14 protein-coding genes are annotated in these 14,499 nt (G+C 65.6%); 6 read left to right on the top strand and 8 right to left on the bottom strand.

The genetic code is table 11. The features are described 5' to 3' along the window. Positions 1–147: 147 nt before the first annotated feature. A complete protein-coding gene (locus tag AB0H00_RS12475) occupies positions 148–759 on the bottom strand; it encodes a helix-turn-helix domain-containing protein (protein WP_357265000.1) in 612 nt (203 codons plus the stop codon). A gap of 103 nt (positions 760–862) precedes the next feature. Here AB0H00_RS12475 and AB0H00_RS12480 point away from each other — a divergent pair, with 103 nt between their 5' ends. Genes AB0H00_RS12480 through AB0H00_RS12495 form a run of 4 tightly spaced genes read left to right on the top strand, consistent with a single transcriptional unit; the run spans position 863 to position 3,023 of the window. After that, positions 863–1,072, top strand: coding sequence for a DoxX family protein (locus AB0H00_RS12480; RefSeq protein WP_357265002.1), 210 nt, complete (start codon positions 863–865; stop codon positions 1,070–1,072). Next, entirely contained in the window at positions 1,069–1,233 is a 165-nt protein-coding gene (locus AB0H00_RS12485) for a DoxX family protein (RefSeq protein WP_357265004.1), read from the top strand. Before AB0H00_RS12480 ends, AB0H00_RS12485 begins: the two co-directional genes overlap by 4 nt. Positions 1,234–1,264: 31 nt before the next feature. After that, the gene (locus tag AB0H00_RS12490) at positions 1,265–2,452 is read left to right on the top strand and encodes a CE1758 family FMN-dependent luciferase-like monooxygenase (protein WP_357265005.1); all 1,188 of its coding nucleotides are present in this window, start codon (positions 1,265–1,267) and stop codon (positions 2,450–2,452) included. 7 nt (positions 2,453–2,459) lie between these two features. Continuing rightward, positions 2,460–3,023, top strand: coding sequence for a CE1759 family FMN reductase (locus AB0H00_RS12495; RefSeq protein WP_357265007.1), 564 nt, complete (start codon positions 2,460–2,462; stop codon positions 3,021–3,023). 120 nt (positions 3,024–3,143) lie between these two features. On the opposite strand, the gene AB0H00_RS12500 is transcribed toward AB0H00_RS12495, so the two are convergent. From AB0H00_RS12500 to AB0H00_RS12515, 4 genes are all read right to left on the bottom strand, one after another. Continuing rightward, entirely contained in the window at positions 3,144–3,461 is a 318-nt protein-coding gene (locus AB0H00_RS12500; protein WP_357265009.1) for a hypothetical protein, read from the bottom strand. A 1,120-nt stretch (positions 3,462–4,581) separates the two neighbouring features. Then, a complete protein-coding gene (locus AB0H00_RS12505) occupies positions 4,582–5,043 on the bottom strand; it encodes a DUF3291 domain-containing protein (protein ID WP_357265011.1) in 462 nt (153 codons plus the stop codon). Between the two features lie 31 nt (positions 5,044–5,074). Then, positions 5,075–5,722, bottom strand: coding sequence for a helix-turn-helix domain-containing protein (locus tag AB0H00_RS12510; RefSeq protein ID WP_357265013.1), 648 nt, complete (start codon positions 5,720–5,722; stop codon positions 5,075–5,077). Between the two features lie 806 nt (positions 5,723–6,528). Then, positions 6,529–7,404, bottom strand: a complete 876-nt coding sequence (locus AB0H00_RS12515; RefSeq protein WP_357265015.1) for an alpha/beta fold hydrolase — start codon at positions 7,402–7,404, stop codon at positions 6,529–6,531. 132 nt (positions 7,405–7,536) lie between these two features. On the opposite strand from AB0H00_RS12515, the gene AB0H00_RS12520 reads away from it, so the two are divergent. Next, positions 7,537–8,304, top strand: coding sequence for a TetR/AcrR family transcriptional regulator C-terminal domain-containing protein (locus tag AB0H00_RS12520; protein WP_357265017.1), 768 nt, complete (start codon positions 7,537–7,539; stop codon positions 8,302–8,304). A gap of 138 nt (positions 8,305–8,442) precedes the next feature. On the opposite strand, the gene lexA is transcribed toward AB0H00_RS12520, so the two are convergent. From lexA to AB0H00_RS12535, 3 genes are all read right to left on the bottom strand, one after another. Further along, a complete protein-coding gene (gene lexA, locus AB0H00_RS12525) occupies positions 8,443–9,105 on the bottom strand; it encodes a transcriptional repressor LexA (RefSeq protein ID WP_357265019.1) in 663 nt (220 codons plus the stop codon). A gap of 438 nt (positions 9,106–9,543) precedes the next feature. Continuing rightward, positions 9,544–11,823, bottom strand: a complete 2,280-nt coding sequence (locus tag AB0H00_RS12530; RefSeq protein ID WP_357265021.1) for a molybdopterin-dependent oxidoreductase — start codon at positions 11,821–11,823, stop codon at positions 9,544–9,546. Positions 11,824–11,860: 37 nt separating this feature from the next. Beyond that, positions 11,861–12,355: a nitroreductase family deazaflavin-dependent oxidoreductase gene (locus AB0H00_RS12535; RefSeq protein WP_357265023.1), complete on the bottom strand. Its 495-nt coding sequence runs from the start codon at positions 12,353–12,355 to the stop codon at positions 11,861–11,863. Between the two features lie 805 nt (positions 12,356–13,160). Between AB0H00_RS12535 and AB0H00_RS12540 the strand changes: the two genes are divergently transcribed. Further along, a complete protein-coding gene (locus tag AB0H00_RS12540; RefSeq protein WP_357265025.1) occupies positions 13,161–14,486 on the top strand; it encodes a family 1 glycosylhydrolase in 1,326 nt (441 codons plus the stop codon). The last annotated feature ends 13 nt before the right edge of the window (positions 14,487–14,499 follow it).

The raw sequence follows: 14,499 nt of genomic DNA on the forward strand, positions 1-14,499 counted from the left end.
ACGGCCGCCCCTTCACCCCCGCACTCGACATGTACAAGGTCGCGGACAAGGTGTTCCTGATCATCACCGACGACCAAGAAGAAGATATTCATCACGGGGCAGCGCCCAGGCCATGGACGCTGTCGGCGCAGAGATCAACGACCTGTTTTAGCGGGGCGCACCGCAGAGGCGTTCGATCAAGGTTTGCCATCCGTCGGCCAAGCTGCGCCGGATCAATTCGGCGTCGTCCTCCGCCGGGGCGCGGAGGTAGAGCAGGATCGGGCCTTCGAGGGCGGCGGTGAGCTGGATCGCGAGGGTTTCGAGGTCGCGGACGCCGATGTCCGCCCGACCCAGCAGCATGCGGATCTGAGATTGGGCGATGCCCACGCTGACGGGTGTCGGTTGGTTGGTATCGAGGGATGCGCGGGCGATCGCGGCGTGGGTGAACAGGAATTCGATGCGGGCGTGGCCGAAGGCGATCAGGCGCGTGACGGGGCCCGCACCCGGTCCGAGCGGCGGCGGCCCCGACAGCACCGACTGCTGGAATGCCGCCTCGTCCTCATCCAGCAGGGCGTGGAAGATGCCCGCCCGGGTGCGGAAGCGGCGAAACACCGTGCCTTTTCCGAGTCCGGCGCGCTCGGCGAGTCCATCCATGGTCACCTTCTCTGCGCCCGATTCGGCAACCATCTGCCGCGCGACATCCAGCAGATGTCGACGGTTGCGGGCGGCGTCACCACGCTCGGGACGCGGCAGACCCAGCGAGAGTGGGACCGATTCCATAGGGCTCAAGATACCGCCGGGAATATAAGCGGGGTAAAGTCCGGTTACGCTCTCGTGAGCTGTCGCTCGCACCGATCGAAACACACAAGAAATGGAGTCCGTCGTGAACGTCTTCCTCTGGGTCCTGCAGGCACTGCTGGCCGTGGTCATGCTGGCCGCCGGTGCCGCCAAGATCGCGCAGCCGCGGGAAAAGCTGGCCGGCAATATGCCCTGGGTCGAGGACTTCACCAACGCGCAGGTCAAGGCGATCGGCGGCGTCGAAGTGCTGGGCGGGCTCGGGCTGGTGCTACCCGCGCTGACCGGGTCGCCGTGATCCTCACCCCGATCGCCGCGGCCGGCCTCGCGCTCACCATGCTCGCGGGTGCGGTGACCCACGCGCGCCGCGGCGAGGTCCCGCAGATGGCGCCGAGCGTGGTGCTGTTCGTCCTCGCGGCCGTCATCGCGTGGGGACGCTTCGGCCCCCATTCGTTCTGATCCGTCCTAATCGAAAGAAAGGCGGTTCCCCATGCAATTCGGCATCTTCTCGGTCAGTGACGTCACCCGCGACCCGACCACGGACCACACCCCGAGCGAGGCCGAGCGAATCGACGCCATCGTCACCATCGCGCGGCACGCCGACCAGGCGGGGTTGGATGTGTTCGCCGTCGGCGAGCACCACAATCCGCCGTTCTTCGACTCATTTCCGACGACCTTGCTGGCGCATATCGCGGCGGTGACCGCGCGGATCATGCTGTCCACCTCGACAACGCTGATCACCACCAACGATCCGGTGAGGATCGCCGAGGACTACGCCATGCTGCAGCATCTGGCCAAGGGCAGGCTGGATCTGATGCTGGGCCGCGGTAACACCGGGCCGGTCTATCCCTGGTTCGGCAAGGACATTCGCCAGGGCGTGCATCTCGCGTTGGAGAACTACAACCTGCTGCATCGCCTGTGGCGCGAGGACGTGGTGGACTGGGAGGGCGAATTCCGCACGCCGCTACAGGGTTTCACCTCGACCCCGCGACCCCTCGACGATGTGCCGCCGTTCGTGTGGCACGGCTCGATCCGCACCCCGGAGATCGCCGAACAGGCGGCATATTACGGAAACGGCTTCTTCGCCAACAACATTCTCGCGCCCAACGGGCACTTCCTGCAGCTGGTCAACTTCTACCGGAAGCGGTTCGAACACTACGGGCACGGCACCGCCAAGCAGGCCATTGTCGGGCTCGGCGGACACGCGTACATCGCCAAGCGGTCCCAGGACGCCTACACCGAGTTCCGGCCGTACTTCCAAGGGAATCCGATCTACGGCATCAACAGCTCGCTCGAGGACTTCGTCAGCGCGACGCCGCTGAGCGTGGGCAGCCCGCAGGAGGTCATCGACAAGACGCTCGGATTCCACGACCAGTTCGGCGACTACCAGCGGCAGCTGTGGAATGTCGACGGCATGGGCCTGCCGCTGCCGATGGTGCTGAAGCAGATCGACCTGCTCGCCGAGGAAGTCGTGCCCGTCCTGCGCAAGGAACTCGAGGCGCGCCGCGACCCCGACGCGCCGGACGCACCGACCCATCAGAGCCTGGTGCGCGCCAAGTACGGCGATCAGCCGCCGCGCCGGCCCCGGCCCAACTCCAACCGCGGCGACAACCTCACCGGCACCTCGCCCTACCAGGACAGCGAAACCGACTACCGGGCAACATATCCCGCACTGTGAGGACAACATGAGCACTCCCGCACCGGCCACTCCCCGCACCATCGTCATCGTGAGCGCCGGGGTGAGCGAGCCCTCCTCCACCCGGCTTCTGGCCGACCGGCTGGCCCAGAAAACCCTCGAACTGCTCCACACCCGGAGCATCGATGCGACCGTGCGCACGGTGGACCTGCGCACTCTCGTGGCCGATATCGGCCAGGCGACCGTGCTGGGGATTCGCAGCGAGAACCTGCGGGCCGCCATCGAGGGGCTCACCACCGCCGACGCCGTGATCGCCGCTACTCCGGTCTACAAGGCGGGCATCAGCGGCCTGTTCAAATCATTCATCGACGTGCTCGACGACGATCTGCTCATCGCCAAACCCGTCGCGCTCGCCGCCACGGCCGGAATCAACAGGCACTCCCTGGTCCCCGACGAGCAGATGCGGCCGCTGTTCGCCTACCTGCGGGCGCTGGTGACTCCCACCTGCCTGTTCGCCGCGCCGGAGGACTGGGCCGATCGCGCCCTGTCCGAGCGCATCGCCCGCGCCGCGACCGAATTCGCCGCAATCGTGGCCAGCGGCGTCAGCGCGTGATGACGGTTCCGCGATAGGGCGACTCGGGAAACTATCTGCCGTAGGGCTGGAGGGCGAGGCCGGCAGCTCCTGGAAAGTGGAACGGGGCCCGAACTGCTTCGGTGTCCGATCGCCGCCGGATCAGTCTTCGTCGAAAACGAGGGTCGTGACGACGATCCCGTTGCCTACGCCGATCACCATCGTGTCGAACACGTGCCGTGTCACCGGGTTCCAGCCGCCGGTGCCGTCGGTGTTACTCCACCAGCGGCTTCCATGGCCGGGGAGGCGGACCAGCGAACCGAACACCTCAGCTGCCTTTGCCCGGTCATAGCGTCCGCGCGAGCGGTAGGCGAGCGTGGTCGAGGCGATGCCGGTCAGCCGGTGCACAGCGCCGTCCACATCGATCTCGGCGAGGCGGTCAGCGAGTTCCGCAGAGGATTCCGGAACGTTTACGGGCACGTTGGGATACCAGCGCTCGAGAACACCGAGACCTTCGATCAGGTCGAACCCCCGCTGCCCGGGTCGTCCCCTGCCGACCATATGAGCGCCGACAGAGCAGGAGAGGTGATGGGGAGGATGGAACGAGTGACCTTCCTGGCCGACGAACAACGCCGCAACTACAGCACATTTACCGCCGTACCGGAGCTCTCCATCAGCGGCTGATCCAGGTTGCTCGATCCCGCTGAGCAACCCGGATCGAACTGAAGAAATGACACCGAACCGAGACGTAACCGCTGGCCACCACCTGAGCCAACGCAGAAACAACCAGGTCAACCAGCTGGCAGATGCCACAAATTCTGAGACCTGCACGCCGCCATGCAGGATCTCACGGCGCGCTTCGTAATCTCACAGCCGACTTCGAGTTCGACCACGAAGCTGAGACTTCGCAGGATAGAGCAGCCGCTCTATCCCGCTCAGCAGGGTCCAGTCCGAGGATATGAAGCACCTCGTGGGGCAACAGCGCAATAAAAGCGTTGTGCGACAACAAGAAGGCCGCAGGTCGCGGCCTCGGCGGATGAAGTTGGCGTGAGGGCCCTACACGCCGCCGCCGCTGTCGGGTCTCAAAAAGAACTCGTGGCGGAATTTCGGAATGTTCGGCGGTGACGTGGCGGCCCGCCACGGTTCTGAGATTCCGCACCCTCAGCTGGCAGATTCGCATCTCCGGACCCTGCAGCTCGATGATGTCGACCTCGGCAACCGGCGACAGCCAGGGTGTCATCGAGCAGCCCGCGCACCGCGTCGAACACCAAAATCAGCGGCGACCTGCTCCAGCGTCACCCCGTCCTCACGGCTACGAGCGACCCGGACCACGTCATCGCGAAACTCTGCGGATACGGCTTGGGCACAGTGGCATCCTCTCAGGCCGACCACTCGGCCAGCCATCTCAGCTGTCACCTATGCGTGCAGCGGCCCTTTTCTCGCACACGGTTTGGACCTTCGTAGACGAAGTGACGCTGCTCGGCGAACCGCTGATAGCTACTGGTTTCAAGTCACCACGCCAACGGTTGGCCTCCAACCCATCAGGTCAGTCACTGCATAGCGCGACGGGCTGCATTGCGCCTTGGGTTCGGGAGCGCGGTTACGCGAAGGCTTGCGCTTCCTCGGCCGAGTAGTTCTCCCGCAGCGAGAACGCCAGGGGCGAGGGGCCATTCGCGCGCAGCGCTTGCAAGCGGGCCAGCGCATCGTCCAGGGTCGGTGTCTGCCCGGCAGGTATCCACAGCACGAGCATGTCCTCGCGGGGACGCTCGAACCAGTCGCTGCGCCGACGCAGGAATTCCAGATGGCCACTGCGATAGACATAGTTCCAGAACGCTTCTCGCGTCTCCCACACAGATAGGTTGACGATGACATTCTCGCCGAGCGGGCGCATGGAGGTGGCGTCGACCCCGGAATCGTCCACCAGGCGCCATAGGTAGCCCGGTGAGCGCTCGGCGAGAGCATTGATCGGCTCGAGCATGGAGGTGAAGCCGGCCATGCGCGGATCGTCCAGAGAGTGCTTGAGGATGGCCGTGTTCAGTTCGGCGAGGTGATAACCGGTCATGCGGTCACCTCACCATGCCCGCAACTCTATGTCAATCTTCATTGTCTTTAGAGAGTTCTACGGCGACGCAGCAGATTCCGGGACGGGCGTCGATGCGCACGCGCACCTCCTCGGAGTTCCCGAGCAGACCCTCCAGCAAGGCGAGATTCATGCCGCACACCAGGGGCGGATACGCCTCGGCGAGGGCATGGAATGGACAGTTGCGCATGCGGAGGATGCCATTGTCGGCGAAGGGTTCATAACCGCGAGCACGAAGTAGATCGGCCACTTCGGGTAGGTCGTGCACGGGCGTGCCCCGTGCTGCCCGCCCTTGTTCACGGGCCGCCTTCTGCAACTCGACATCCAAGCGCGCCTCCTCAGCGATCTGAGCCAAAAGGCTTGCGGCCGTCCGGTAGTCGCGCGGTGGCAGCGAGACCTGATGGTCGGCCGCAGCCCGACGGTAGAGCTTGGCGGGTCGTCCCGCGCCTGGCCCCGACCGGCCGGACAGCCGCCGGCTCTCGGTCTCGAGCAACCCCGCCTCGACCAGCTTGTCGAGGTGATGCGCAGCCAGCGTGCGCTGAATCCCGGCCGCGGTCGCGGCCTCATTGCGACTCACCGGCTCACCACGAGCCGCGACGTAGTCATACAGCCGCCGTCGAACCGGGTCCTGCAGCACACCTATGGCATCGATGTCTTTCACTTGCCCATTCTAAGAATAATCCATATAAGGGATAGAAGGCCCCGCCCGACGCGGGTCACCCACCCGGAACGCGCAGTCGCGGGTTCCACCGGGTGCAGGGCAATCCGTACTTATCCAGCACAGCGTGACCTACGGCAGGCAGTCACAGAGTCCCCTGTTTCACGCAGCCTGGACCGAAATGATGCCACGATCGGCTACCCAATCATGAGCCGACCGACGTCCGCTCATGCCGCGATCAGGTCGGTTAGCCGGGCCGCATGGGTTTGCCGGGTTGTCTAGCGGATGGTCGGCGTGGGGTGCGCCTATCGGAACCAGATGGAGATGAATCGGGCGGGTGCCTCTTGCTCGTCGCGGCGACCTTCTTGCGATCAAAAGTAGATCCGTCCAATACGCCCTTGAAGTCGACTGACGCGTTGTTGACTGTGCCGAACGTCAGTTCCGCTCGAGCGGCGGCAGGGCCGCGAGTAGCACTACTGCCGCGGCGGGAGCGAGCAGAAGGGGATCATGCGCACGTATGTCTCCTACGAATCGAATGAACCGAACGGGCTCGAACTCACTCACACGCGAGACAACACACCCGCGAACCCAACATCCTGCCAGTACGGGGCACCTCGCCGCACCATCACCGGCACATCAGCGTAAGACTTTCTAAACCGCATCGGTCAAGCCGGCTTCAGATAGGGCGAGTGGCGACAATGCCGCGATCCGCGCGATCCCGACGGCCGCGGCACCGGTCGACGAACGCACTCAACTGCCGATGAGCGCAACCACTCCGGGCGCTTGGTCGGTGCTATGTCGGCTTGACGTTAAAGCAGATGTGTGGTGAGGAATTCGATCTGGTCGGTGAGGATCTTTTCAACTGCCGGTGGGTGGTAGACGGTGAAGTGGTCGGCGTCGTAGCGGTTGAGGGTGGCGCGGGGCGCGGTGGCCGCGACTCGCCCGGCGATCGCAGGGTCGATGAGATTCTCCTGGTCGCAGGCGCAAACCAGCAGTGGGCAGCGCACGCGAGGCGCGGCCGACGCGGCGTTGTAGAAGAGCATGTCCAGACCGGACGCGGCGGTGATCCGGTTGTCGAAGTCGTATCCGGCGGGCATCACCGATCGCCAGCCTTCGAGTGCGCCGGGCTGGTTGACGAAGGCCAGTTCGCCCGGACGGCCGACCAGCGGCACGTAGCGCCTCGGGAGCCGCAGCGCGGCGCGTACCAGATCGGAGACGACGGGGAAGGTGAGCCGCAGCAGATGCCGTAAGCCCGCCCGGGAAACGACGGCGCGTCCGCTGAAGACCGGGCATTGGACGACTGCGGCGCGCAGGTTCCGCTGGCGTGCGGCGGCGGCCAGCACGTGGCTGGCACCGAAGGAGGTGCCCCATAGTGCGATTCGGTCCGCATCGAGTTCGGGTCGGGAGCGAGCGAAGGCCAGTGCGGCGTCGACGTCCTGGGCGTATCGGCGTTGATCGACGAGTTGTCGTGGTTCGCCGCCGGATTCGCCGAGGTGGCGGAAGTCGAAGGCCAGCACGGCCAGTCCCGCGTTCGCGAATGCTTGTTCGTACTGGGCGAGCATCATCGCGTGGGTGGCTCCGCCTCCGTGGACGAGCACCACGACCGGGTGCGGCCCTGCCGATTCCGGCAAGGTCAGCCAGGCCGCGCATTCGTCGCCGCCCGAGGGAAAAGTGGTTCGGATCATCATGACACCTCGATTGGGTACTTTGTACGTGAACGACACAGAGTTAATCACGTACAACGTACTTAAACAAGGAGGGGTATGCCCGCGCCCAGAAAATTCAGCCGGGAGCAGCTGCAAACGGCGGCGTTGAACTTGGTCGACGAGCAGGGATTGACGGGGTTGACCATGCGCAATCTCGCCGCCGAACTCGGCACCGGGGCGATGACGATCTACAACTATGTCAACGGCCGCGAGGGCCTTGAGGAACTCGTGGCCGCTGCGGTGATGAGCCAGGCGCGGTGGGCTGAGACCGGTGACGACTGGGCGGCGCAGGTGGCGGCGATTGCCGAGGGAATGTGGCGGGCGGTGCGCGCCCACCCCCATGCCATCCCGTTGATCTTGACCCGCCGCAGTTCCGACGTCGCCACGCTCGCCCCCGCCGAGGCTCTGTTGCGAGCGCTGTCCAGCAGCGGAAGGTCAAGCCAGAACCTGCTCATAGCCTTCCGTACCGTGTTGGCATACATCACCGCCTTCGCCCAGGCTGAGCTCACAAGCCCACTATCCGCCGCTACACCCACGGTCGTCACCGAACGTATCGCCGCCCTGCCCACCGACCGATTCCCGAAGCTGATCGAAATCGCCGCGGTCGCCGCCAACAGCGACCCGCAAGACGAATTTCGCGCCGGTTTACAACTGATCCTGACCGGCCTTCCAGGCGTGAGGGGAGAACCGGCTATGCGCTCGACGCCGTCTGGAGTCCGTCCGGGATCGTTGCAGTGGCGAAGCCTGGCGGGATCCCAAGGGCTATCTCGTGTCCCACGCTTTGACAATGGTGATCAGCCCACCCTCGTCCGAAACGCGCACTTCAACCCACCATTGCTCACACGCAGCGCACCTTCATGCCCTGCAGCGCACGGATAACGGATGAGGTCCGCTGCAGCTCAGGACATCCGCAAATGGCTCCCCTACGGACCATGGCGCCGGGACGCGGCAGCGTGCTGTCCGACATGCGGTCAGGGTACGACGCCATGGTCGAGCGGACGGGTGACGCGGCCGCGTTCATACGCGCCGCATCACCGAAACGACCTTGCCCAACACGACGGCTTCGGCGCCGTCGATCACCTCGTAGGCGGCGTTGCGCGGCTCCAGGGTCACATGCCCGTTGCGCCGGCGGTACACCTTCACCGTCGCCTCGCCGTCGATCATCGCCGCCACGATCTCCCCCGAATGCGCCTCGTGCTGCTGGCGGATCACCACGATGTCCCCGTCGCAGATCGCCGCGTCGATCATCGAGTCGCCGCGCACGCGCAGTCCGAACACTGTGCCGCGCCCGACCAGTTCACGCGGCAGCGTCATGGTGTCGTCGGCATGCTCCTCGGCCAGGATCGGCGTGCCCGCCGCGATGTCGCCGATCACCGGGACCGGGACCGAATCCTGGGCCGTCTCCCGCATCACCGAGTCCTGCAGGAACATCCGAACATCGATCGAACGCGAAACCGTCCGGCTGCGACGCAGAAACCCGCGCTCCTCCAAGCTCTTCAGATGCTTCGACACCGATGACGAGGACCGCAGCCCCACCGCGGCGCCGAGCTCGCGGGAATTCGGCGGATACCCATACCTGACCACCCAATCCCGAATCGTGGCGAGAATCCGCTGTTGACGCGGCGGCAGCGTCGAGGTGTCGAGGTGCTCGAACGCATCGAGCTGGTCGTATCCGGTCACCCGGGAATGGTAGAGGTGCCGACGTACAAGCGGCCTCAACGGGGCACACGGCTCGTCGCGGCGAGCGGCGTCAGAGCGCCCGCCAGCCAGGCGTGCACGAAAAGGTCCGGCACGAGTCAAGGCGTTTCACGGCCGCACCGAGACCGCGCACTTCGCCATCGACCCACGCTGGCCGTCCACGTATCGCCCGCCGCTGCGAGGCGACCTGAAGGCGCTGCCCGGGCCGAACTGCGTCACTGTCTGAGTAGCGGGTCACCAGCTGACACCGAACCCCACCGAACGCGCGGCACCCGCCCCGACGCATCGCGACCTCAGCATCGCCAGTGTTCGGATCCGGCAATTTACGGGTCGCGATCGAACTGCGCACCATGCTCCCGATGCCCAGATGTGACGGGGTGCGAAGTTCGAGCCGATCTCCGACACTCGACCGCTCTGCTGCTACTCGGTCGCAGGCGGGTGGCTGACCGCCAAGTCGGGCACCGCACCCGCATACCGTTCGATCTCCACCAGTGTGAGCTGCCCTGTGCAGCCTTGACTGAGGGTGGAGGTGGGCCGGTCGGCGGTCAGCGCGTTCGGGTTGCCGTGACGGCAGAACGTCGGATCGTCCGGATCGGGGTCGTACCACGCGCCGGTGGACAACTGTGCGATACCCACCCGCACCGAGCCATCGACCACGAGCCCGGCCAGACAGCTGCCACGACCATTGAAGATCCGAACGATCTCGCCCTCGTGCAGGCCGCGGGCCGCGGTGTCCGCCGGATGCAACCGGACCGGTTCTCGCCCAGCGACTTTCGACGACTGGCTGTGCGCGCCGACATCCAACTGGCTGTGCAACTTGGTGCGCGGCTGGTTGGCCACCAATTGCAGCGGGAACCGCGCGGCCGCCGGACCACCGAGCCATTCCTCAGGCTCCAACCACACCGGGTGCCCAGGGCAGTCGGCGTAGCCGAAGCCGTCGATAGTCTCGGAAAAAATCTCGATCTTCCCGCTCGGCGTCGTGAGCGGAAACCGGTCCGGGTCGGCGCGGAACTGCCCACCCAGCACCTGATCCGGATCGGGCACCGGAAGCTCGAGGCTCTCGCTGGCCCAGAATGCGTCGAAGTCCGGCAGGACGTGGCCCGCGGCGGACTGGACCAGCCGCCACTCCTCGTACAGATACCGCAACCAGTCGCCCGCGGAACGCCCCTCGGTGAATTCCCCACCGCAGCCCAATCTTTCGGCCATCTCGGCGAACATCCAGTAGTCGTCGCGCGCGCCGCCGTGCGGTCGGGTAAGTGCCCGCATCGGGAAGAACACTCGGTCGCCCTCCCCGACGCCGTAGTCGTCGCGCTCGATCGACATGGTCGACGGCAATACGATGTCGGCGTGCCGCGCGGTGGCCGTCCAGAACGCATCGTGCACCACCACGGTGTCCGGGCGGGCGAACGCCGCACGCAGCCTGGCCAGATTCTGGTGGTGATGGAACGGATTTCCGCCGGCCCAGTACACCAGCCGGATATTGGGGTAGACCAGATCAAGGCCGTTGTACTGGTAGGACAGGCCGGGATTCAGCAGCATGTCGGCGATTCGCGCGACCGGGATGAAGGTCTCGAGACCATTGCGCCCCTGCGGGAATCGCGGCACCGGAATACGCGCCGGCTCACCCAGACTCGCAGCAGACCCGTAGCCGTGCCCGAAACCACCACCCGGAAGACCGATCTGGCCCAGCATCGCCGCAAGCACCACACCCAGCCACAGTGGTTGCTCGCCGTACTGTGCGCGCTGCAGCGACCAGCTCACCGTCACCAACGTCCGCGCGGCGGCCATCTCGCGCGCCAACATTCGAATACGGTCGGCGGGCACGCCGGTGATCGCAGCGGCCCACTGCGGATCCTTCACGATTCCATCCGCCGCACCACGCAGGTAATCAGCGAACCGGCCGTATCCGACGGTGTATCTATGCAGAAACTCGTGGTCCGCCAATCCCTCCGCGTCAAGGACCTGCGCCAGCGCCAGCATCAGCGCCGCGTCGCTGCCCGGAAGCGGAGCGATCCACTCGGCCTCGCCTTCCTGCGGGGTGTCGTCGCGCAGCGGACTGATCGACACGAAGCGGCAGCCCCGCGCCCGCGCCGCGGCGATCCAGGTCCGCGCGTTGTGCCGGGACACCCCGCCCGGCGACACGGCCGCGTTCTTCGGCGACAAGCCGCCGAACGCGACGACGAGTTCGGAGTGCTCAGCCAGCACGGTTTTGGCCGTCGCACGCTGCATCACCCAGCCGATGTCGCCGATCACGTGCGGCAGCAACACCGTAGCGGCACCCAAACTGTAGCTGTTCGCATGCCGGACATAGCCGCCGAGACAATTGAGGAACCGGTGCAGCTGGCTCTGCGCGTGATGAAACCGCCCCGCGCTTGCCCAGCCGTACGATCCGCCGTACACCGCCTCCGCCCCGTGCTCGCCGTAAACCCGGCCGAGCTCACCAGCCAGCAGATCCAACGCCCTCTCCCACGCCACTGGGACGAATCGGTCCGAACCTCGCGGCGCCGCGCCCGGCCCGTTCTCGAGCCATCCCCGGCGCACATACGGTTGGTCGATTCGCGTCGGATGATGTTGGGCCGAAGCGATATTCTCGATCAGCGGCATCGGCTCCGGGTCCCCGCGCCACGGCCGCACCGATGTCAGCCGCTCTCCATCGCTACTCGCCTCGAATGCGCCCCAGTGCGTCAGATGCGTGGTCACCGGTCAACCGTAGCCGCCCCACTGACAGCGGGCCGTTTCATTCCGCAGTGCTGTGAGGGAGGCGGCGCAGCTCGAAGATTCGGAACAAGCGACCGCCGGAGAGTTCATACTCCATCTCGTAGCCGGGCCAGAACTCGACGGCCAGATCCCAGGCGCGCTTGCGATCGACACCGGTGATCTCGCGGACCGCGACCCGGGACTGCTCGCCCTTGTGCCGGACCGTTGCGGTTCCAGCGGCGCGCAGATTCACCGACCACACCGGGTGATCGGGACTTCCCCAGTTGGAACCGAGGATCAAGAAGTCCTCTCCGAGCGGGACGTACAGCAGCGAAGTTGTGCGTGGAATACCGGTCTTGCGTCCCGCGACGGTGACCTCGATCGAGGGCAGGCCGGCCACATCGAGCACACCTATCCGGCCACCGGTCGCACGCCGAATCAGCCGCTCCAATGGCAGCACCACCGGCGCGCAGCGCATCACCCAGCGCTGCTGGGCAAGGCGCCGGGCCAACCGGGGCAACGGATTCGGAACCATACTCGAATCCTGACACGCCCGCGCCCCGAGAGGAATCGACAAGCCGGGAGCGAGGGCCAACTCACATTGGGCCGCGGCGGACAACGCTTAGCCGCGGGGACGGCAATGCGCACGGCCGGAGCTCATGACTCAGACGACGGCGATCGCCGCACACATCTCAAAGGCGCGACGGCCTGCAGCGCGACGCGGGCGTTGACTACACGGTCCCATTTCTCCTGGAGTGCACGGGCGTTCGGCGGCGTCGTTCCCGCCGGCGCCGGCGCGGTCGCGTTGACTGGCTTGGCAACCCGCACGTAAACGGCGAGCCAGACCACCAAGGCCCCCACCTCGCATACAACGGCCCCGCCTGAGGCTTCAAATTTTTCCACGCGCTGGTCGTCGGGCAACGGATGCTTCCAGCCGCCGATAGTGCTTGCTCCGGAATCGACGCCTCCTCTTCGATGCGAGTAGGGAGGGTGACGTACGATTTGCACTGACCGGATTGGCGGAGCTGTCGTGGATACATGTTTAAATGCTAATATCTACGTAACCTCATGTTTATAACGGCGATCGTTCCCTCCCTGGGATCCCGCCCGTCACCCGGCGCAGCAGCACCCCGCGGACGGCCAGCTTGCACAGCTTCTTTGCCCGAATTCCCCCTCTCCTTCGCCGACACCCACCTTTCCGCGCCCTCCCCTGCCCCGCTTCGACAAAAACGGACAATCGACCAGTTACCCTGTTCCCCGTGGTACCCACCTCGAGTCGGTGCGCGTCGGCGTACCGGCGATCCACAAGGGCCCGTCATGCCTCTCGGAACAGGACTTGGATGCGATCACGCCGTCGCCATGTCGTGGCCGCGCTCACGGCTGCCGCTGCGGCACTCGTCATGGTTGGCACCGCGCCTGCCGCCGCCCGGCCCGTACCTCCGGCCCAGGTCACGCCGATGGGCGCGGATTTCCTCTGGGGCGTGGCCGCATCCGGCTACCAGTCGGAAGGGCACGCGCCTGACAGCAACTGGTCCCGCTATGTCGCGTCCGGGACGACGGAGGACCCGTACGTCGATTCGGTCGAATTCTTCACAAAGACTGATGCCGATGTTGCGCTCGCAGCCAGCCTCGGGGTACAGGTCTACCGGATCAGCATCGAGTGGGCCAGGATCCAACCCAGCGCTGGCGTCTGGGACGAGGCTGGTCTCAGATTTTATGACCACGTGATCAATTCGATCACCGCGGCGGGCATGCGACCGATGCTGACCATCGACCACTGGGTCTACCCCGGCTGGGAAGTCGACCGCGGCGGCTGGGGCAGCCCGAACATCCTCGAGGATTGGCTGGCAAACGCACGCACCGTCGTCGACCGCTTCGCCCACAGCCACCCACTCTGGGTGACCTTCAACGAGCCCGCCTTCTACACCGTCAACGAACTGCGGCACGGCGGCATCTCCCCCACCGCCGCGCCCGCCATGCTCGACCGGATCGCCCAAGCACACAACAGCATCTACGACTACATCCACAGCATGCAGCCCGGCGCCCAGGTCACCAGCAACGTCGCCTACATCCCCGGCGGTGAAGATCTCGTGAATGGACCGCTGGTCAGCAAGATCAGCGCGAAATTGGACTACATCGGTATCGACTACTACTACGGGCTCTCCCCGGAAACCCTCCTCGCCGGCCCCCCGGACTTCCAGAAGCTCTGGACACAGGCCCTGCATCCCGAAGGCATCTACTATGCACTGCAACACTACTCACGCATCTTCCCGGGCAAACCGCTCTACATAGTCGAAAACGGCATGCCAACAGAGAACGGCGCACCCCGCGCGGACGGCTACACCCGCGCCGACAACCTCCGCGACACCGTCTACTGGCTCCAACGCGCCAGGGCCGACGGCATCAACCTCATCGGCTACAACTACTGGAGCCTTACCGACAACTACGAATGGGGCTCCTACACACCACGATTCGGCCTCTACACCGTCGACGTACTCACCGACCCCACCCTCACCCGCAAACCCACCGACGCCGTCCTCGCCTACACCACCATCACCCACAACGGCGGGGTCCCCGCCGGCTACCGCCCCACCCGCACTCCCAAATCTTGCTCCTTCGTCGACGCCGCTGCGAGTTGCACCGACCCCGTCACAGTGCCCGAGTAGACAAACCGAACAT

It is taken from the genome of Nocardia sp. NPDC023852, from assembly GCF_040639505.1.
GTDB lineage: Bacteria > Actinomycetota > Actinomycetes > Mycobacteriales > Mycobacteriaceae > Nocardia.